This is a genomic window from Bacillus sp. GbtcB14 (genome assembly GCF_019091205.1).
GTDB classification, from domain to species: domain Bacteria; phylum Bacillota; class Bacilli; order Bacillales; family Bacillaceae_G; genus Bacillus_A; species Bacillus_A cereus_AG.
Window position 1 is genome coordinate 185,867 of record NZ_JAGXJT010000005.1, and the last position, 17,315, is coordinate 203,181.

Sequence of the window (17,315 nt, forward strand, 5' to 3'; positions counted from 1 at the left end):
GAAAAAAGCAAAGCGATATCACTTTGCTTTTCATTGTTTTTAGTAGTCAGTCTAGAAATGCTTGTTGCAATGCTTTCAGTCCATCGCTGTAGATGCCATGAAACAGATTAATTGCCTCTTCATCACTAACCTCAACAGGCGTGAACGTACCAGACCACTCTACTAACGATGTGTTACTTTCAGTCCCATCTTTCACCTGGATTGTAGATAGATAATTAGTGACTGGGAATGGTGCATTTATAATTGAATACGTGTAGTAGCGTTCTTTCTCATTGAATACTTCTAAGCGTTCTATAATCGTATCACCATCTGGATTAGCTAGGTGACGTACACGACCGCCTTCAGTTAATTTACTGCTAGGTATATAAGGTAACCAGTCTGGAAGGGAGTTGAATCCTCCGATTAATTGCCATACTTGTTCAGTTGAAGCGAAAATTGTCATAGATGTAGTAGTATGTGCCATATTTATTATGCTCCTTTTTAACTCGCTATTTGTGGGAAAATAATCAGTGGGGGATACTCCCACTGATTAAAGTTTCACTTTATTTCACATTGATAGGTAGTGGTGCATGAGGTGCTACTAGTTTTTGTTCGCGCATTTCTTCCCAGAATGCTGCTGGAATTACTGTGTTTAAGGCGTTTTGATCTTCTACAATTCGTTCCGGTTTACTTGCACCAGGAACAACAGCAGCAACTGCTGGATTCGCTAGTGAAAATTGTAATGCTGCAGCTTTGATGCTAATTTCGTGACGATCTGCAAGAGTTTGGATTTTCTCAACTTTTGCAATAATTTCTGGTGATGCTTTTTGATATTCGAAGTGAGCACCTCCAGCGAGAATACCTGAGCTATATGGGCCACCAACAACAATATCCATATTATGCTTAACAGCTGCAGGCATTACTCGTTGCAATGCACGCTCGTGGTCTAGTAATGAATAACGACCAGCTAGTAAGGATATATTTGGCTTCGCTTCTTCTAAATCAAGCATAAGTTCAATTGATTCTACTTTGTTTACTCCTAGTCCCCAGCCTTTAATGACTCCTTCTTCACGTAAACGTGTGAGTGCACGGAATGCTCCTGTTCGAGCAATTTCAAATTGTGAAATCCACTCATCACCATAAAAGTCTTGTGCTAAATCATGAATGAAAACAAAGTCTAGACGATCTGTTTTTAGACGTTTCAAACTTTGCTCGATAGAACGAAGTGTTGCATCTGCGCTATAATCATTGATCATTTTATTTTTACGACCAAATTCAAACAGTCCGCCTTTTTCACCTAAATCACGTGCAGATGGATCTTCTAGTTCATCTGAAATCGTTCGACCTACTTTTGTGCTTAAAAAGTAATCATCACGATTTCTGTTTGATAGTGCTTCGCCAAGACGAATCTCCGCTAAGCCAGATCCATAAAGGGGAGCTGTATCAAAGTAACGAACGCCATTCTCCCAAGCAGCATCCACTGTAGCGATTGCTTCTTCTTCTGGGATATTACGGTACATATTTCCTAGTGGTGCTGTACCAAAACCGATTTTTTCTTTTAGTAATTTACTCATTATAGATATCCTCCTAAAATGTATTTGAAAATTAATTAATGATTGTGAAAATCAATATATGTCATTTCATCGTCTGACAAAAGGCATGATAAAAGTATATAAACAGTTAAAAAAGTACGTTAGCACTAAAAGGTAACATGGGTAATTTCTAACACTGCATGACTCACTCAACTCTTACAAATGCTATTATGAAATGTATTTTACATAATGAAAAGTACGTACTTTAAAGTAATATAGATACTAAAAAGTAATACAGGTACTTTTTAGTGCCGTACTACTCATCTGCTGTTTACGTATGCTATTATGAAACATATTTAATACAATAAAAAGTACGTACTTTAAGGTGCTATAGATACTTAAAAGTAATATTTAAATATTTAGCTTAATTGCCTTATAACATTATTAAAGGAGATTTTTATATGAAAACATACAATATTCCTGTAGAGGCGACTTTAGAGGTTATCGGTGGGAAGTGGAAAGTCGTTATCCTTTGTCATTTAAAGAAAGACAAAAAGAGAACGTGCGAATTAAAACAATTAATGTCTGGTATTACACAAAAGATGTTAACACAGCAATTACGTGAATTAGAAGAAGATGGTGTAATCGAGAGAAAAGTGTATAACCAAGTGCCGCCAAAAGTAGAGTATTCCTTAACGGATTACGGTCATTCATTAGACTCTATACTTGATACTCTTTGTAACTGGGGAGAAAATCATCTTGAAAAGAATGGCAACACGTCTTTGCTCATTACAGCAGCAGAATAAACAAGAAAAAACGAACGAGAATACGTTCGTTTTTTCTTTTTGTATAGAGGGAGATTTTTAAGCAGCATAATTACTTTTTTGTAATATAGGTACTTTTTTGTGCTGTAGGAACTAAAATGTGCCGTATAGAAAATTAGTTATTTTTACGTAACAATAGAGAAGAAATTTAGAAAGAAGGAGGGAGATTGCGTGAAACAATATAATATACCGATAGAAGCAACTTTAGAAATCATCGGGGGAAAATGGAAGGTTGTCATTTTATGTCACTTAACGAAAGGAACGAAGCGAACGAGCGAGTTGCAGCGTCTAATTCCTGAAATTTCAGTTAGAATGTTGACGCAACAATTACGTGAGCTGGAAGATGATGGTGTGATTACACGTGAAATCTATAAAGAAATTCCGCCCCGAGTAGAATACTCCTTAACTGATTATGGGTGGTCTTTGCAAAATGTATTAAATCAATTGACCGTATGGGGAGAACGATGTATAGATAGAAAAAATAGTAAAGTTAAGTGAAATCTCTATATGTAATATTGAAAACACTACCTAATGAAGAGGTGGTGTTTTTTAGTATAAAAATTTAGAAAGTAAAAGTAAGGATCTATACCATATTAACAACTGTTTTAGCTGTGATGAATAATTGATTAAAGTTTTAATAGGTACTTAAAAGTGCCTTCATCACTTTAAAGTACGTACTATGCTTCATAATATAACCGTTTTATAATGACACTCGTAGCAAGAAGTCGTAATAATTTTAAGCTATGTTCAAAAAGACTTATTAACTAGTATAGTTTTTTGTTCAATTTCTTTAGTAGGAGATGTCTATATGGTTGAAGAACTTTTTTATAAAAAAATACTTAAAAATCTTTTTTCAGATCCAGTTCAAATTACACTTTGGAATGGAGAAACAATACAATATGGCGAAGGAGAACCTCAATTTCATGTAACATTCCATAAGCCGCTTTCAAAAAAAGAGATAGCTAAGGATCCTTCTATTGCATTCGGTGAAGCATATATGAATGGGGACCTTGAAATAGAGGGTAATCTTGAAAAAGCAATTCAATCTATTTATAGAAGGCAGGATAGCTTTTTAGGTGATAGTAAGTTGCAATATTTCAAAAGTAAATGGAATTTCTCGAAACAAAAAAATAAAGATGATATTGCTCATCATTACGATATTGGGAACGATTTCTATAAATTATGGCTTGATGAAACAATGACATATTCTTGTGCATATTTCCAAAATGAGCAAGATTCTTTAACGATAGCCCAGCATAATAAAGTGAATCATATTTTGAAAAAGTTGAACCTTCAAAAAGGTGATACGTTATTAGATATTGGTTGCGGGTGGGGTGAGCTCATTACAGCTGCCGCTAAGCAGTACGGTGTGAAGGCTATGGGAGTAACGTTAAGTGAGGAACAATATGCTAAGACTTCCGAGCGAATTAAACAAGAGGGACTTACGGATTTAGTTGAAGTATCTTTACTTGATTACCGCGATATTAAGAATCGTAAATTTGATAAAATTGTTAGTGTAGGTATGATTGAACATGTAGGAAAAGACAACATTACGCAATACTTTGAAACAGTGAATACACTACTAAATGATGGTGGGATTTCTCTACTTCATTGTATTACTTCTCCAGCCAATGGTGGTGCTACGAATGGTTGGATTGAAAAGTATATATTCCCTGGTGGATATGTTCCTGCTGTTAATGAATTAATCACGAACATGACAAACGAACAATTTTTCATTGTTGATGTGGAAAGCTTACGTAGACATTACGGGAAAACATTACAACATTGGGCTCAAAATTTTGAAAACGTACTGGAGGAAGTTCGCAAAACGAAAGATGAGCGATTCATTCGTATGTGGCGCTTATATTTAAATGCATGTGCAGCTTCGTTCTTTACAGGTAATATTGATTTACATCAATTTGTATTTACAAAAGGTATTAACGATACAATTCCGATGACACGTTCTTATATGTATGAATAAGAGTGTGATCTAATAGCTCTTAAACAATGTTTAAATTTATAAATCCATAACTTAAAGTAAAAAGTCGGGATGAAAATCGAAATGATTTGTATCCTGACTTTTTTATTTAGTATATACATTTAAAAACAAAACTATATACTTTTGATAATAAAAATATATAATAAAAATAGAAACGAAATTTTATGAGCAAGGAAGTTGAAGAATATGACATTAACAATGGGCTTTATTGGATTTGGAAAATCAGCTAACCGCTATCATTTACCTTATGTAAATACACGTAAAAATATAAAAGTAAAAACGATTTTTGCTCGCCAAATTCATGAAGAATTAACGGCTCCGTATGAGGAAAAAGGTGTTAGTTTTACTACTAATTTGGATGAATTGTTGAATGATAAAGAAATTCAAGTGGTGACGGTCTGTACGCCAGCACATACGCATTACGAATTAGCAAAAAAAGTTATACTTGCTGGAAAATCAGTTATCGTTGAAAAACCATTTTGCGATACAGTTGAACATGCGAAAGAATTATTAGCTTTAGGCCGAGAAAAAGGTGTAGTAGTTATGCCTTATCAAAACCGTCGTTTTGATGGTGATTTTTTAGCGGTGAAGCAAGTTGTTGAACAAGGATTTCTTGGTGATATTGTTGAGGTTGAATCACATATTGATTACTTCCGTCCTGGTTCAATCACTCACGAAGGTCCAAAAGAAGAAGGTTCATTTTATAGTTTAGGTATTCATACGATGGACCGCATGATTTCACTATTTGGCCGTCCAGATACGGTGACATACGATATTCGCAATAATGAAGAGGAAGGTGCCGTTGATAACTATTTCGATGTTGGTCTACATTACGGAAATCAGCTGAAAATTAAACTAAAAACGAACCATGTTGTAGCGAAAGATTATCCACGTTTTATCGTTCATGGAACAAATGGGTCGTTTATTAAATACGGTGAAGATCAGCAAGAGAATGATTTGAAAGCAGGTATTATGCCTGAGAGTGCAGGATTTGGTGAAGATTCACCGATGTATTATGGAATTGCTAAATATCGCAATGCAAATGGTGATTGGATTGAAAAACAAATTAAAACGCCGCTTGGTGATTACGGTCGTTTCTATGATGCAGCATATGAAACAATCGTAAATGGTGCACCAAAGCTTGTGAAAGACGAAGAAGCAGTAACGAATATTGAAATCTTGGAAAATGGATTTGCTGCTCCATCACCTTCAGTTTACAAACTTGAGACTTTACATTTGAATGAATAGAAGAGGGAATACAGCTTAAAGGAGGTATGGAAATGGCAAGAGGATCAACACAAGTAAAATACCTCGGCATTTATCAAAAAATTAAACAGCAAATTTTAGACGGTGAATATAAAATTAATGGAAAAATTCCAAGTAGCCCCATCCTTGCTGAAGAATTTGGGGTTTCAGCTCTTACTATTAAAAAAGCGCTGGATTTGTTAGTTAGAGACGGATACATCATCCGCCGGCGCGGAAGTGGAACGGTCGTTCAAGATTGGCGTCAGCAGGAAAAGACACGAATGATTCAAACTTTAACAGGTACGAAAGCTGTTTATGGTAGTGAGGTAGAAAGTAAAATTATCGAGTTTACGATTGTCGGAGCCGAGGAAATCATTGCTGAAAAATTGGGCATTTCAGTAGGGGAGTTTGTATATAAAATCATTCGCCTCCGTATCATTCACAGTATCCCAACGATTATGGAGCATACATGGATGCCTATTTCGGTCATCCCAGGTGTTGAAGCTTCGGTTTTAGAAGAGTCGATCTACTCGCACATTCAAAATAAACTTGGACTTGAAGTGGGAACCTCTGTTGTTAGGGTCAAAGGAATTCGCCCAGATGATAAAGAAAAGCAGTTTATGAACTTAACAAATCAAGATTTCCTAATGAGAGTTGAACAAGTAGCCTACTTAACGGATGGACGCACTTTTGAGTACTCTTACGCCGATCATTTGCCGGAAACCTTTGAATTCGAAACAGTTATTACTGCAAAAAGTTATAAAGAGGCATGAAAAATAGGTTGGGGCAAGTATTGCCTCGACCTATTTTTTGTCTTCAATATAGTTATAAAAGGAACAGTTATTATTCATCGGCTGTAATAAGCATAGATGTGTTCCCTTTTTTTTCAAGATGAACTTCGCCCCAAGTGCAGAGGGAATCGAGTATGGCTCCTAAAGACGAACCGTAATTAGTTAAAGAATACTCTACTTTCGGTGGTACTTGATCATATACTTTTCTTTGAATTACATCATCTTCTTCTAATTCACGTAATTGTTGTGTTAACATTTTTTGAGTAATACCAGGCATTAAACGTTTTAATTCGCTCGTTCTTTTTGTTCCTTTCTTTAAATGGCAAAGGATAACGACTTTCCACTTTCCACCAATAACTTCTAAAGTTGCTTCGACAGGAATATTATATGTCTTCATAAAAAACTCCTTTGATAAATTTAGATTACAGTTTTGGATTCACATATTAAAATTATTTCTTTTTAGTGCCTATAATACTTTAAAGTGCGTACTATTTATTGTGCTAAATATCGTTCATAATAACCGATGTAAGAGAGAAATAAGCAGAACGGCACTTTAAAATGCATACGTTACTTTTTAGTACCTATAACACTTTAAAGTGCGTACTTTTTATTTTGCTAAATATATTTCATAATAGCACATGTAAGTAAGAAATGAATAAAATGTATTTTGAAGTGCATTGGAAATTGGTTCGCAATAACGCTATGGGGAAATTCACACAAAAAATGATTCATTACTCCAAGACTTAACAGTTGATTAATTGAACTGTAATGTTTAAAATTACAGTAAGGTTTTTAAAAGTGAGTGGTCATCGTCTGTAACATGGAGTTTCAATAATTTTATAAAAGAAGCATGAGAAGAAACGAATAGTAGAAATAAACGAAACATTGCCGAATAAATAATATTACGTGTATTTGTTTCTGAACTGTAATTTTTTTTAATACATTTCAATAACCGATATTTAACATGTACGTTTCATAAAGAAAATTAAAGGAGTGAGTGAAATATGGTGGTTTTATATACGACAGCAAGCTGTAGTTCATGTCGAAAAGCGAAAGCATGGCTTGAAGAGAATCAAATTGATTATACTGAAAAAAATATCGTATCCAATTCTATGACAGTGGATGAACTTAAATCCATTCTTCGTTTAACTGAAGAGGGTGCTACTGAAATTATTTCAACTAGATCCAAAACTTTTCAAGACTTAAATATAAATATAGATGAGCTTTCACTGAATGAATTTTATAAATTAATAATTGAGCATCCGCTAATGTTGCGTCGCCCAATTATGCTGGACGAGAAAAGATTACAGATTGGTTTTAATGATGAAGAAATTCGTAAATTTTTACCACGTAGCGTTCGAACATTCTTAAATATTGAACTGCAAAAGTTGGCTAATTAATAAGAAATAGTATGAAAGAGAAATTTTTTGAAAGGAGGAAACAGAAGGTGATAGAAGTATGCGTAACAGTTAATTATAACGATAGAAATTATCAAACAAATGTTATTGTAAGCAAAGATACGATATGGACAAAAATTAAACAATTGGCAGAAGAACAAGTGAAGAAACAATGGAGTCTTTAAATGAATTTTTAACTTAAAAAGCTAAATGAAGTTATGGAATATAGGCGAGTTCGGATAAAATATAAAGGAATTTATTTTTTATGATAAGAATTATTTATATATATTTTAACATTCGACCAACCTATCTGTAATATTTATGGCTACAGTATGTTACTAAGCGAGAAATCATATTTTTTATCGTAGGAGGAAAACAATGAACAGTGACTTTACCTTGGCCATTCACAGTTTAACTTATTTAGCTTTACAGCCAGACCGGATGTCAACAAGTAGTGCCATTTCAGAAAGTGCAGGTGTTCATCCAGTACGTATTCGCAAAGTGCTAAGTTTGTTAAAAAAACATAAGTTTATACAATCAAAAGAGGGAACTGGTGGAGGTTTTATTTTTGCCCGAGATTTAAGTGAAATTAATCTTTGGAATATTTATCAAATAACTTCAGAAGGTGCTCTGCAACCTAAATGTCCAGAGTCAAATGGCCAGTGTATTGTAGGTTCGAATATGCGAAAAGTTCTTTTTGCTATTTTCTTAGGTGCGGAAGAACATCTAGGTGAATATTTAAAGAATTATACAATGAAAGAAGTTGTTGATCTTATCAATCAAGAACGTTAAGCGGCTTAATCGCTATATAGCCGTGGAGTACTTAATATCTAAATGTAATAAAAAACATTACAGTTTGAGTTGGTTTTTATATCTCTTTTATCGTCACAAAAAATATTTATAAGAAGGTGAAAAAGTATGATGTCAAATAATAATCATGTTTTAAAAGTGGGAGATTGGGTTCGTGGAATATCAAATGAGGGTGAATTCATAGTTGGTTACATTGTATCACTTGATGAAGTGGAAGATGTGGTTACAGTTAGTATTGTGAAACGTGACGACAAGTACACAATAAACGAAGCGATTTTACTCTTTAGTAAACACGTTAACAAACTCCCTGAATCAAAGGTAATCAATAAGGAGCAAATCCTTTATCTTATAGACCTTGCGTTATTAACAGGAGATGAAGAATGGTTTATTGAGCTTTCTGCAAAACTGAACTCGATAAAAGAGCTAGTTAATGGGGGATTTTAAAGATTACATTATTTTCTATGTAACTGTTCAAATTCAAACTTTTGAGGGTGCGCACAATCCACCTTATGGAGAGGACACAATTACTTTTCGTATAAAAGGAAATGATGTAAAAACGATTTATTACAAACATAGGGATATTCCTGAAGAAGAGTTAAAAAAACTCGAATTAAGATGACATGGAAGTGAGTTGTTTGCACACTCCTGATAACGATAATGATGTAAATAAGCTGTCCGTATGGGCAGCTTATTTTATTTTTTGTTTCGCGTAGGTTTTGCAAAATGTTAGCGGTTCTCTCGTTGCCATCAAGTTAAAATATGTTTTTTTCCTAAAAATGTATATGAATGCAATGTCTATAATATATATCCTGAAATTTGGTTTGTACATTCAATGAGATATTTCTTTTTAACCACGTTAATTATTTATTAGAATATCTTTTTTAAGTTAAAATAAAATTTTTCGGCGAAGAAGAATATAAATATTTTTAAAATGAGTAGCTTAAATAAGCAATATTTTACTGTATTTTATGCTAATTAATTCCGTTATAAGTGATAGGGACAAGGGTTACATGCTAACTGTAAAACATTATCCATGTAAAATTATATCCAATTAATATTTCTGAAAATATAAAAATATTAATTTTATAAATATACACGTTATAATGAGGGCGTCGAGAGAAATTTTATTATCTCTGGAGAAAATATAAAAAATGCGATTATTAGTAAGAAAGGTGTGTGGTTAGAGGCGAAATGTATGTAAAGTGCTTCAGTGGCTTGTGTAATCAATACCATAAATGCTGCCGAAGCTATTAAAGTGATGTATAGAATTGAGAAAGAAATGCCTCGTAAATTATGAGAGGCTGGTTTATCTAAAATTACTGTTACAAGTAAAAAAGAGAAACCATTAAAGTAATACACTGTTATTAGAAATGTTGAAACGTATTTATGAAGTCTATTCCATATTGTTCTCTTAAGGGGCCTTTATATAAAGAGCGGATATTACGAGTAAACTTTTTTGTGAACGCTAACAATTATATTAGGACGCTAACTAGCGAATATTTCAATTTGGTTTCATTATGATGAAGAACATACAATGTGGGGCAACTTGTAAGGAATTCATCTTCTGAAAAAGGGAATATTTGGTATCTATAAAGAGAGATGTAGGAATAGATACAAGGGGGAGTTATTATATGAACGGGAATACTGCAAAGAAAATAGAAGTTCAAGCTGAAAATATCGCACTAAAAAATGAGCAATATGCAGATCCGAAAAAGTGGCATAAGCAGGATACTACATGGGCACTCAGCCTATTTGGAACTGCAATTGGAGCAGGGGTGCTCTTTTTACCGATTAATGCAGGTTCAGGTGGTTTATTATCATTACTACTAATTACATTGCTTGCATATCCAGTTATGTATTACTCACATAGGGCACTTGCTAAAATGATATACGCTTCTAATTCTGCTGATGAGGGGATCACAGGTACAATTAGAGAGTATTTCGGAAATAAAGCGAGTATCATTTTTAACATCGTATATTTCGGTTCAATTTATACAATCGTATTAATGTATTCGGTTGCGCTTACAAACACTGCAAGTAGTTTTATCGTGCATCAATTGCACATGCCAGAGCCTCCAAGGGCTATTTTATCACTTGTATTAGTTCTTGGTCTTATCGCTATACTGAATTTTGGTCAAGATATTACTGTAAAGATCATGAGTATGCTAGTGTATCCTTTCATAGCTTCTCTACTGTTTATCGCAATATCTTTAATTCCACAGTGGAATACGTCAATGCTTAGCTTTTCAGCTGTTTCTACTGCTTCAACAGGAACAGGATATTTTGGAACGATATTGTTGATTCTGCCAATCATCGTATTCTCATTTAATCATTCACCTATGATTTCATCATTTGTTGTGAAACAGAGAGCTACGTATGGAATAGAAGCTACTGATGCGAAATGTGCGCAAATACAAAAAGTTTGTTATATCATGACATTCGCTGTAGTTATGTTCTTCGTTTGGAGTAGTACATTAAGCTTGACTCCAGAGGATTTAAAAATGGCAAAAGAGCAAAACTTATCAATCCTTTCATATCTTGCGAATGAACTTAATTCACCTGTAATTACAATTGCAGCTCCAATCATTGCTTTTGTGGCTATTACAAAATCTTTCCTTGGCCATTATATCGGAGCATTTGAAGTAATGCGTGACATGATTATTAAGTTCGGTAAATCACGTGGAAAAGTAATTGAAGAAAAAACGATTAAGACAATCGTCCTTACTTTTGTTGTATTATCATGCTGGTTTGTTGCTTATACAAATCCAAGTATTCTTGGACTTATTGATTCTCTAAGCGGTCCATTAGTTGCTGCTATCTTATGTCTATTACCGATGTATGCAATTCAAAAAGTACCAGTACTAGCTAAATACAAAGGGAAAATGAGTAACGTATTTGTTATTATTGTAGGTGTACTTACTGTCTTAGCAAGTATTAAATCATTATTCTAATTCACGATTGTTAGTTCTAATGTGAAATAAAATAGAACGATTTTGGGACAGACTTCTCCGTTTGGAGAGTCTGTCCCTTTTTATATAGGCTCTTTTCGTACATAAGGTTGCTTTATTACGTTACAATTTTATCTTATTGACTTTATAAGATAAAATTGTAACTAAGGGAGATGATTTCAAGTTGAGTAAACTGAATATTAGCACGACAGTTTCAGGAGATATAATTGTTACCCGTCTAATTGGCAAGGTTAAAACAGATGATGTGTATGAATGGTTTAATGGATTCGAGCAAGTTTGTCAGCAATTCATTTCCGAGGGACGGAAATACAAATTGCTGGTCGATAGAAAAGGATACATACCAGATCATTTTTCTGTTCAAAAAGCATGGAAAGAGAAGTTTTTCAATGAAACGATTTTGAACCACAGTAAGGCAATTGCTTTTCTCCTTGAAGAAGGGGAGATACTGAATTATTTACAACAGTCCAATACAAAAGAATCTGTAAAATTTTTCGATGATTATGAACAAGCGTTCCTTTGGTTGAATGAATATCCCATATGAAATTGTTAGCGAACCAGTTGCTTAAGTAACTGGTTTTTTTATGCTTGTATGTAGTAGCAGGAAGAAAACTTCTATACGAAATGTTTAGCACTAGAGGACATACATTTTTAATGCGTTAAATATAATTCATAATAGCACCAAGAAGAGAAGAATACGCTTTACGGTATTAGTTATATGGAAAGGTCGTACGATAGAGTCACAGAAATTCAAAAATATCAATGCGGCATAAAGTGAGTAAGGGGGATAAACATATGAGTACTTCAAATTTAAATGAAATCAGTAAACAAATTTTAATAGAGGAGGAAACACTTCAATTTTCCTCTTTTACAAATGAAGATGCTTTGCAATTAGGTTTATTTATCGTTGAAACAGCAAAGCGAGAGGGAAAATTGATTGCTGTGGATATAACGAAAAATGGTGTGCAATTATTTCATTTCAAGATGACAGGGACAACTGAGGAAAATACGCAATGGATTGAGCGTAAAAAACGAGTTGTTTCTTTGCATAATCATAGCTCGTATTATATGCAAATACAAAGTGAAATAACTGGAATTTCATATAATGAAAAATATCTTTTAGATAGGTCGGATTATGCTGCGTTTGGTGGATGCTTTCCTGTCCAAATAAAAGACGTAGGGGTTATTGGAATGATAACAGTTTCAGGATTACCACCAGAAGAGGATCATGAATTAGTTATAAGGGCAGTTAAAAATCATTTAAACCAATAGTTGTAGTGAGTGAATAATTAATTTTAGTGGGCAATACTATGCCATTAATTGAGCTAAATACTTGGCCAACCATGTTAACAGAAGAAAAGAAGGAATTCATTTATAATGTAACGGTATTTACAATAAAACTATTAAAAATTGTCCCTGACAAAATTCAAGTGTTGATAACGGAACTTGAGAAAGAACATTGGGGGAAAGCTGGGGCTGTAGCAAGTGATGCTACCTTTGCTGAGAAAAGTAGGGTGTCCAATTGGGAGACAAAAGAGTCTTACGATACACCGGGTCGTAACGTAGATGGAATGGCTATTATTAAGATTGATATATGGAATACATTTGATCAAGATACAAAGGATAAGTGGGTAAACGAACTTACACAAGTAACATCTAAATATAGTCATGCACCTTTGGATAAAGTACTAATTCTTATCCGTGAGTTAATGCAGATTTTCTTTCCAAAAGCCGTACATTTTAATGATTAAATAAAAAGGCAAAAATGAACATATTTCTGTTCGTTTTTGCCTTTTTATTATTTGACTGTGGTAATGAACATGGTCCTTTACATTTTTAAGCAATGTCCTCTAAAGTTGCCTCTACGGGAAAAGGGTATTCCTTCATTTGAAAGCCTTCTTCATGGAATGTAGATTTCAATTTTTGAGCAAAATAAGCTAGGTTATATAAATGTTACTTTTTAGTACCTATAGTACTTTAAAGTACGTACTTTTTATTATGTTAAATATCATTCATAATAGCACATGTGAGAGGGAAAGAAGCTTTATGGCACTAGTAATTAACTATGTTACTTTAAAGTACGTACTATTTATTATGTTAAATATGTTTCATAATAGTACATGTAGGAGAGAGACAAGCTTTACGGTACTAAAAAGAGAATGAAACCATTCATAATAGCATTTGTAGAGATTAAATATATTTTTTGAAAGATAAAAGGGCCTTTTTATCACACTATTATGATAGGAATTGTAAGAAGGAGAGAAAATAAAATGAAAAACTTACAAAGTAAAACAAAATTGCATAACGGCGTAGAAATGCCTTGGTTCGGTTTAGGTGTATTTAAAGTAGAAGAAGGACCAGAACTTGTAGAAGCGATTAAAGCAGCAATTAAAGCAGGATACCGTAGCATCGATACAGCGGCGATTTACGGAAATGAAACAGCTGTAGGTGAAGGAATCCGTGCTGGTATTGAAGCGACTGGAATTTCAAGAGAAGAATTATTTATCACTTCAAAAGTATGGAACGCAGATCAAGGATTCGAAGAAACAATTGCTGCATATGAAGAAAGTTTAAAAAAATTAAAACTAGATTATTTAGATTTATATCTTGTTCACTGGCCTGTAGAAGGGAAATATAAAGATACGTGGAGAGCGTTAGAAACCCTTTATAAAGAAAAGCGTGTACGTGCCATTGGCGTAAGTAACTTCCAAATCCATCATCTGCAAGATGTAATAAAAGATGCAGAAATTAAGCCAATGATTAACCAAGTAGAATACCACCCTCGTTTAACACAAAAAGAATTACAAGCTTTCTGTAAAGAACAAGGTATTCAAATGGAAGCATGGTCACCATTAATGCAAGGTCAATTATTAGATAATGAAACATTACAAACAATTGCTGAGAAACACGGTAAAACAACAGCACAAGTTATTTTACGTTGGGATCTTCAAAATGGAGTAATTACAATTCCAAAATCAACGAAAGAACACCGCATTATTGCAAATGCTGATGTATTTAACTTTGAATTAACGAAAGAAGATATGGACAAAATGGATGCGTTAAATGAAAATCACCGCGTTGGTCCAGATCCTGATAACTTTGATTTCTAATAAAAATGAGTAAAAAGAGTGCAAAAAATTGCACTCTTTTTTTTAGTTTCTATTCAATAAAGTGTTTCTGTTTATGACTTTTGGATTGTTTTAGGCTATGTGGAAAACTGATTTTAAAATAGTATAAAGTTTGACATAAAATAATGCATTCTATAATATATATGCTATAGCATATATATTATAGGTTATTTGGAGGTGACATATGGACTTATATGATTTAACAGGATATCTTGTTCATCGTACTGATGTGAAGTGTACAAATTATATAAGGTAAGTTATTATCACATATTCCTTATATAATTTACCCTTTATATGCTATAGCATATAAAAGTCACCTCTTAACTTGTAACGGCAAAAATTTAAATAATATAGAAGATATATTATGAAACGAGGAGATTTTAGTTATGGAAAAATTTATATTAGCGTTTGATAGAGAACTTGTAATTGCAGAAAAAAAAGACTCAACATGGAGCGTCCAATCACAGTTTGTAGGTGCTAATCCAGTTGCGTTAGCTTCTGATCCATACGACCAAGAAAGAATGTATTGTGGTATTTTTGATAGGGGATTATGGAGAAGCAAAGATGGAGGAAGTTCATGGGAAGCGATTGGAACTTTACCTTCTTTTGGTGAAGTGTTCCCAGCCAATGCTATTCATATGAGAGCTATTACAGCAGTTTCTGTATCTCCAGCGAAGGGGGATGACGGTAACGGGATTGTATATGTAGGAACTGAACCGAGCGCAATGTTCGTATCCAAAAATGGAGGAGACAGTTTTGAGTTGCTAACAGATTATCGACAAATGCCATCATATTCATCATGGTTCTTTCCTCAAAGAACATATACACACCACGTAAAACATATTGAAATTGATGCTAATAATCCAGAAACTATTTATACGACTATTGAGGTAGGCGGATTAATTAAAAGTGTAGATGGAGGTAAGACATGGACTGAGGAAAAAGAGGGGAACTATCCTCAAGATATTCACATTCTTAAATCACATCGCAATGCCCCAAATCGTTTATACGGGGTGTTAGGTGATTCATTCTTGAAAGAACCAGGTCAAGAGTATGCGGAGAGTAATGATGGAGGTAAGACTTGGAACTATATGTGTAGTGGGCTAAAGCATCATTACGCATATCAAATGGCAGTTAACCCAAATGATCCAGAAAATATTATCATTGCGACATCTTCAAATCCACACGTAGCGCATGATTACAATAATGGAAATTGTGAATCATTTATTTATAAGAAAGAAAAAAATCAGTCTTGGGCAGAAATGAATGCAGGTTTACCAACTCCTAAAGGGACAATCATACCAGTATTAAAGGCAACAAGTGATGGAACGTTTTATCTGTTTAGCAATAAAGGAGTGTATCAGTCAGTAGACGGTGGTTCAAATTGGACATCATTAGAGATTCCTTGGGAGAATAGATTTATGGAACAACATCCTTATGAGATGTTAATTATTAAATAAGCGATGAGTATAGTTTTTACTACTATTCATTAAGAATGTTTAGTTGAATTTAAATTAAAAATGTACAAAGCCAGGTAATGCGTTATTCGTGCTACCTGGCTTTTTTGATCATCAATTTAAGGTTATTTTCATATTTGTGTAAATATGAAACACGCAGGATACATGAATAGAGAATGGGTAAAATAGTACCGAATGGTCACTAGATTTTATCAATGATGCTATAAGGATTTTTTAGGGCAACTAAAGGAAGCAGTGTGTTTAGATTCAGAATGACTGACAATGGGTGTTATGAAGTTCAATGATTCAAAAATGGACTCATTTAAACGCATATTATCTTCGAGATGTATCATTTTGAAGAATATTAAAACTTAGGAGGAAATGAATTATGACAAAAGATTTCTATACTGCACTGAAAGAAAGACGTACTTACTATGGGATTAATAAAGAGGTACAAGTATCAGATGAAAAAATTAAAGAAATCGTGGAGTTTGCTGTGAAATATACTCCATCAGCTTTCAATTCTCAAACTGCGCGATTAGTTGTATTATTTGGTGAAGCTCATAATAAATTATGGGATATTACAACTGAAACATTAAGAAAAGTAGTTGGAGATGGAGATTTTTCAGGAACGCAACAAAAAATGGATTCCTTTAAAGCTGGTTATGGAACAGTACTATTCTTTGAAGATGAGGCTATCGTTAAATCGCTTCAAGAAAAATTTGCTGCATATGCTGAAAACTTCCCAATTTGGTCACACCAAGCATCAGGTATGCACCAGTTAGTTGTGTGGACAGCATTAGAAGCAGAGGGATTAGGGGCATCTTTACAACATTATAATCCATTAATTGATGATGAGGTAAAACAAGAATGGAATGTTCCTGCTAATTGGAAACTAATTGCACAAATGCCATTTGGTAATCCAACAGCTGCACCAGGTGAAAAAGAATTCCAACCGCTTGAAGAGCGTGTGAAATTTCATAAGTAATATTCAAATGTAATAATACGGTCTAGCTATAGTAGAGTTATTCGTTCTAGGGTTAGGGATATGCTATTGATGAAATCCGAAAAACACTATTATATTTTTAAAAAGAACAAGGCGATCATTTTTGATCGCCTTGTTTAACATTTGTACAATTAATCTACGCATTAAGCTAAACAGCACGAATGAATCATTATTTTTAGTA

At 33.7% G+C, this 17,315-nt stretch carries 18 protein-coding genes and 2 pseudogenes; 17 read left to right on the forward strand and 3 right to left on the reverse strand.

The features are described 5' to 3' along the window. Nucleotides 1-46 precede the first annotated feature (46 nt). Both KVT31_RS16525 and KVT31_RS16530 read right to left on the reverse strand, forming a co-directional pair. The gene (locus tag KVT31_RS16525) at nucleotides 47-463 is read right to left on the reverse strand and encodes an SRPBCC family protein (protein WP_088097123.1); all 417 of its coding nucleotides are present in this window, start codon (nucleotides 461-463) and stop codon (nucleotides 47-49) included. Nucleotides 464-542: 79 nt separating this feature from the next. Then, nucleotides 543-1,553 (reverse strand): aldo/keto reductase, encoded by a 1,011-nt coding sequence (locus KVT31_RS16530; RefSeq protein WP_088097122.1) that lies wholly within the window; start codon nucleotides 1,551-1,553, stop codon nucleotides 543-545. A gap of 419 nt (nucleotides 1,554-1,972) precedes the next feature. Here KVT31_RS16530 and KVT31_RS16535 point away from each other — a divergent pair, with 419 nt between their 5' ends. From KVT31_RS16535 to KVT31_RS16555, 5 genes are all read left to right on the forward strand, one after another. Further along, entirely contained in the window at nucleotides 1,973-2,317 is a 345-nt protein-coding gene (locus KVT31_RS16535; RefSeq protein WP_086412363.1) for a winged helix-turn-helix transcriptional regulator, read from the forward strand. 189 nt (nucleotides 2,318-2,506) lie between these two features. After that, the gene (locus KVT31_RS16540) at nucleotides 2,507-2,833 is read left to right on the forward strand and encodes a winged helix-turn-helix transcriptional regulator (RefSeq protein WP_000816333.1); all 327 of its coding nucleotides are present in this window, start codon (nucleotides 2,507-2,509) and stop codon (nucleotides 2,831-2,833) included. A 310-nt stretch (nucleotides 2,834-3,143) separates the two neighbouring features. Next, complete coding sequence (locus KVT31_RS16545) at nucleotides 3,144-4,316, forward strand: cyclopropane-fatty-acyl-phospholipid synthase (RefSeq protein ID WP_088097121.1); 1,173 nt, start codon at nucleotides 3,144-3,146, stop codon at nucleotides 4,314-4,316. A gap of 204 nt (nucleotides 4,317-4,520) precedes the next feature. Then, nucleotides 4,521-5,582, forward strand: a complete 1,062-nt coding sequence (locus KVT31_RS16550; RefSeq protein WP_088097120.1) for an oxidoreductase — start codon at nucleotides 4,521-4,523, stop codon at nucleotides 5,580-5,582. 32 nt (nucleotides 5,583-5,614) lie between these two features. Further along, complete coding sequence (locus KVT31_RS16555; protein WP_088097119.1) at nucleotides 5,615-6,352, forward strand: GntR family transcriptional regulator; 738 nt, start codon at nucleotides 5,615-5,617, stop codon at nucleotides 6,350-6,352. 70 nt (nucleotides 6,353-6,422) lie between these two features. On the opposite strand, the gene KVT31_RS16560 is transcribed toward KVT31_RS16555, so the two are convergent. Next, entirely contained in the window at nucleotides 6,423-6,767 is a 345-nt protein-coding gene (locus tag KVT31_RS16560) for a winged helix-turn-helix transcriptional regulator (RefSeq protein WP_088097118.1), read from the reverse strand. Between the two features lie 607 nt (nucleotides 6,768-7,374). On the opposite strand from KVT31_RS16560, the gene spxA reads away from it, so the two are divergent. The 12 genes and pseudogenes from spxA to KVT31_RS16620 all read left to right on the forward strand — a co-directional run bounded on the left by spxA (nucleotide 7,375) and on the right by KVT31_RS16620 (nucleotide 17,116). After that, nucleotides 7,375-7,770: a transcriptional regulator SpxA gene (gene spxA / locus KVT31_RS16565; RefSeq protein ID WP_088097117.1), complete on the forward strand. Its 396-nt coding sequence runs from the start codon at nucleotides 7,375-7,377 to the stop codon at nucleotides 7,768-7,770. A 47-nt stretch (nucleotides 7,771-7,817) separates the two neighbouring features. Next, nucleotides 7,818-7,952 (forward strand): BA3454 family stress response protein, encoded by a 135-nt coding sequence (locus tag KVT31_RS16570; RefSeq protein ID WP_000573531.1) that lies wholly within the window; start codon nucleotides 7,818-7,820, stop codon nucleotides 7,950-7,952. A 193-nt stretch (nucleotides 7,953-8,145) separates the two neighbouring features. Further along, nucleotides 8,146-8,559: an Rrf2-family transcriptional regulator SaiR gene (gene saiR, locus KVT31_RS16575; RefSeq protein WP_088097115.1), complete on the forward strand. Its 414-nt coding sequence runs from the start codon at nucleotides 8,146-8,148 to the stop codon at nucleotides 8,557-8,559. Between the two features lie 126 nt (nucleotides 8,560-8,685). Next, nucleotides 8,686-9,021, forward strand: a complete 336-nt coding sequence (locus tag KVT31_RS16580) for an IDEAL domain-containing protein (RefSeq protein WP_088097114.1) — start codon at nucleotides 8,686-8,688, stop codon at nucleotides 9,019-9,021. 10 nt (nucleotides 9,022-9,031) lie between these two features. Then, a pseudogene (locus KVT31_RS16585) lies at nucleotides 9,032-9,196 on the forward strand (DUF3888 domain-containing protein); the annotation flags it as partial. Between the two features lie 1,012 nt (nucleotides 9,197-10,208). Then, nucleotides 10,209-11,528: an aromatic amino acid transport family protein gene (locus KVT31_RS16590; RefSeq protein ID WP_088097113.1), complete on the forward strand. Its 1,320-nt coding sequence runs from the start codon at nucleotides 10,209-10,211 to the stop codon at nucleotides 11,526-11,528. 154 nt (nucleotides 11,529-11,682) lie between these two features. Further along, nucleotides 11,683-12,087 carry an STAS/SEC14 domain-containing protein gene (locus tag KVT31_RS16595; protein ID WP_140392508.1) on the forward strand — a complete coding sequence of 135 codons (405 nt, stop codon included), beginning with the start codon at nucleotides 11,683-11,685 and terminating at the stop codon, nucleotides 12,085-12,087. Between the two features lie 251 nt (nucleotides 12,088-12,338). Then, nucleotides 12,339-12,815 carry a heme-degrading domain-containing protein gene (locus KVT31_RS16600; RefSeq protein ID WP_088097111.1) on the forward strand — a complete coding sequence of 159 codons (477 nt, stop codon included), beginning with the start codon at nucleotides 12,339-12,341 and terminating at the stop codon, nucleotides 12,813-12,815. A 38-nt stretch (nucleotides 12,816-12,853) separates the two neighbouring features. Beyond that, nucleotides 12,854-13,287: pseudogene (locus KVT31_RS16605) on the forward strand (tautomerase family protein). A 526-nt stretch (nucleotides 13,288-13,813) separates the two neighbouring features. After that, nucleotides 13,814-14,653, forward strand: coding sequence for an aldo/keto reductase (locus KVT31_RS16610; RefSeq protein WP_088097109.1), 840 nt, complete (start codon nucleotides 13,814-13,816; stop codon nucleotides 14,651-14,653). A gap of 404 nt (nucleotides 14,654-15,057) precedes the next feature. Beyond that, nucleotides 15,058-16,131, forward strand: coding sequence for a WD40/YVTN/BNR-like repeat-containing protein (locus tag KVT31_RS16615; protein ID WP_088097108.1), 1,074 nt, complete (start codon nucleotides 15,058-15,060; stop codon nucleotides 16,129-16,131). A 385-nt stretch (nucleotides 16,132-16,516) separates the two neighbouring features. Continuing rightward, nucleotides 16,517-17,116 carry a nitroreductase family protein gene (locus tag KVT31_RS16620; protein WP_071725055.1) on the forward strand — a complete coding sequence of 200 codons (600 nt, stop codon included), beginning with the start codon at nucleotides 16,517-16,519 and terminating at the stop codon, nucleotides 17,114-17,116. Nucleotides 17,117-17,315 lie beyond the last annotated feature (199 nt).

Coding starts and splice junctions, on each gene's coding strand:
- KVT31_RS16550 (WP_088097120.1), top strand. CDS start 4,521: ATGACATTAACAATGGGCTTTATTGGATTTGGAAAATCAGCTAACCGC.
- saiR (WP_088097115.1), top strand. CDS start 8,146: ATGAACAGTGACTTTACCTTGGCCATTCACAGTTTAACTTATTTAGCT.
- KVT31_RS16600 (WP_088097111.1), top strand. CDS start 12,339: ATGAGTACTTCAAATTTAAATGAAATCAGTAAACAAATTTTAATAGAG.
- KVT31_RS16590 (WP_088097113.1), top strand. CDS start 10,209: ATGAACGGGAATACTGCAAAGAAAATAGAAGTTCAAGCTGAAAATATC.
- spxA (WP_088097117.1), top strand. CDS start 7,375: ATGGTGGTTTTATATACGACAGCAAGCTGTAGTTCATGTCGAAAAGCG.
- KVT31_RS16560 (WP_088097118.1), bottom strand. CDS start 6,767: ATGAAGACATATAATATTCCTGTCGAAGCAACTTTAGAAGTTATTGGT.
- KVT31_RS16610 (WP_088097109.1), top strand. CDS start 13,814: ATGAAAAACTTACAAAGTAAAACAAAATTGCATAACGGCGTAGAAATG.
- KVT31_RS16620 (WP_071725055.1), top strand. CDS start 16,517: ATGACAAAAGATTTCTATACTGCACTGAAAGAAAGACGTACTTACTAT.
- KVT31_RS16615 (WP_088097108.1), top strand. CDS start 15,058: ATGGAAAAATTTATATTAGCGTTTGATAGAGAACTTGTAATTGCAGAA.
- KVT31_RS16530 (WP_088097122.1), bottom strand. CDS start 1,553: ATGAGTAAATTACTAAAAGAAAAAATCGGTTTTGGTACAGCACCACTA.
- KVT31_RS16545 (WP_088097121.1), top strand. CDS start 3,144: ATGGTTGAAGAACTTTTTTATAAAAAAATACTTAAAAATCTTTTTTCA.
- KVT31_RS16535 (WP_086412363.1), top strand. CDS start 1,973: ATGAAAACATACAATATTCCTGTAGAGGCGACTTTAGAGGTTATCGGT.
- KVT31_RS16525 (WP_088097123.1), bottom strand. CDS start 463: ATGGCACATACTACTACATCTATGACAATTTTCGCTTCAACTGAACAA.
- KVT31_RS16555 (WP_088097119.1), top strand. CDS start 5,615: ATGGCAAGAGGATCAACACAAGTAAAATACCTCGGCATTTATCAAAAA.
- KVT31_RS16580 (WP_088097114.1), top strand. CDS start 8,686: ATGATGTCAAATAATAATCATGTTTTAAAAGTGGGAGATTGGGTTCGT.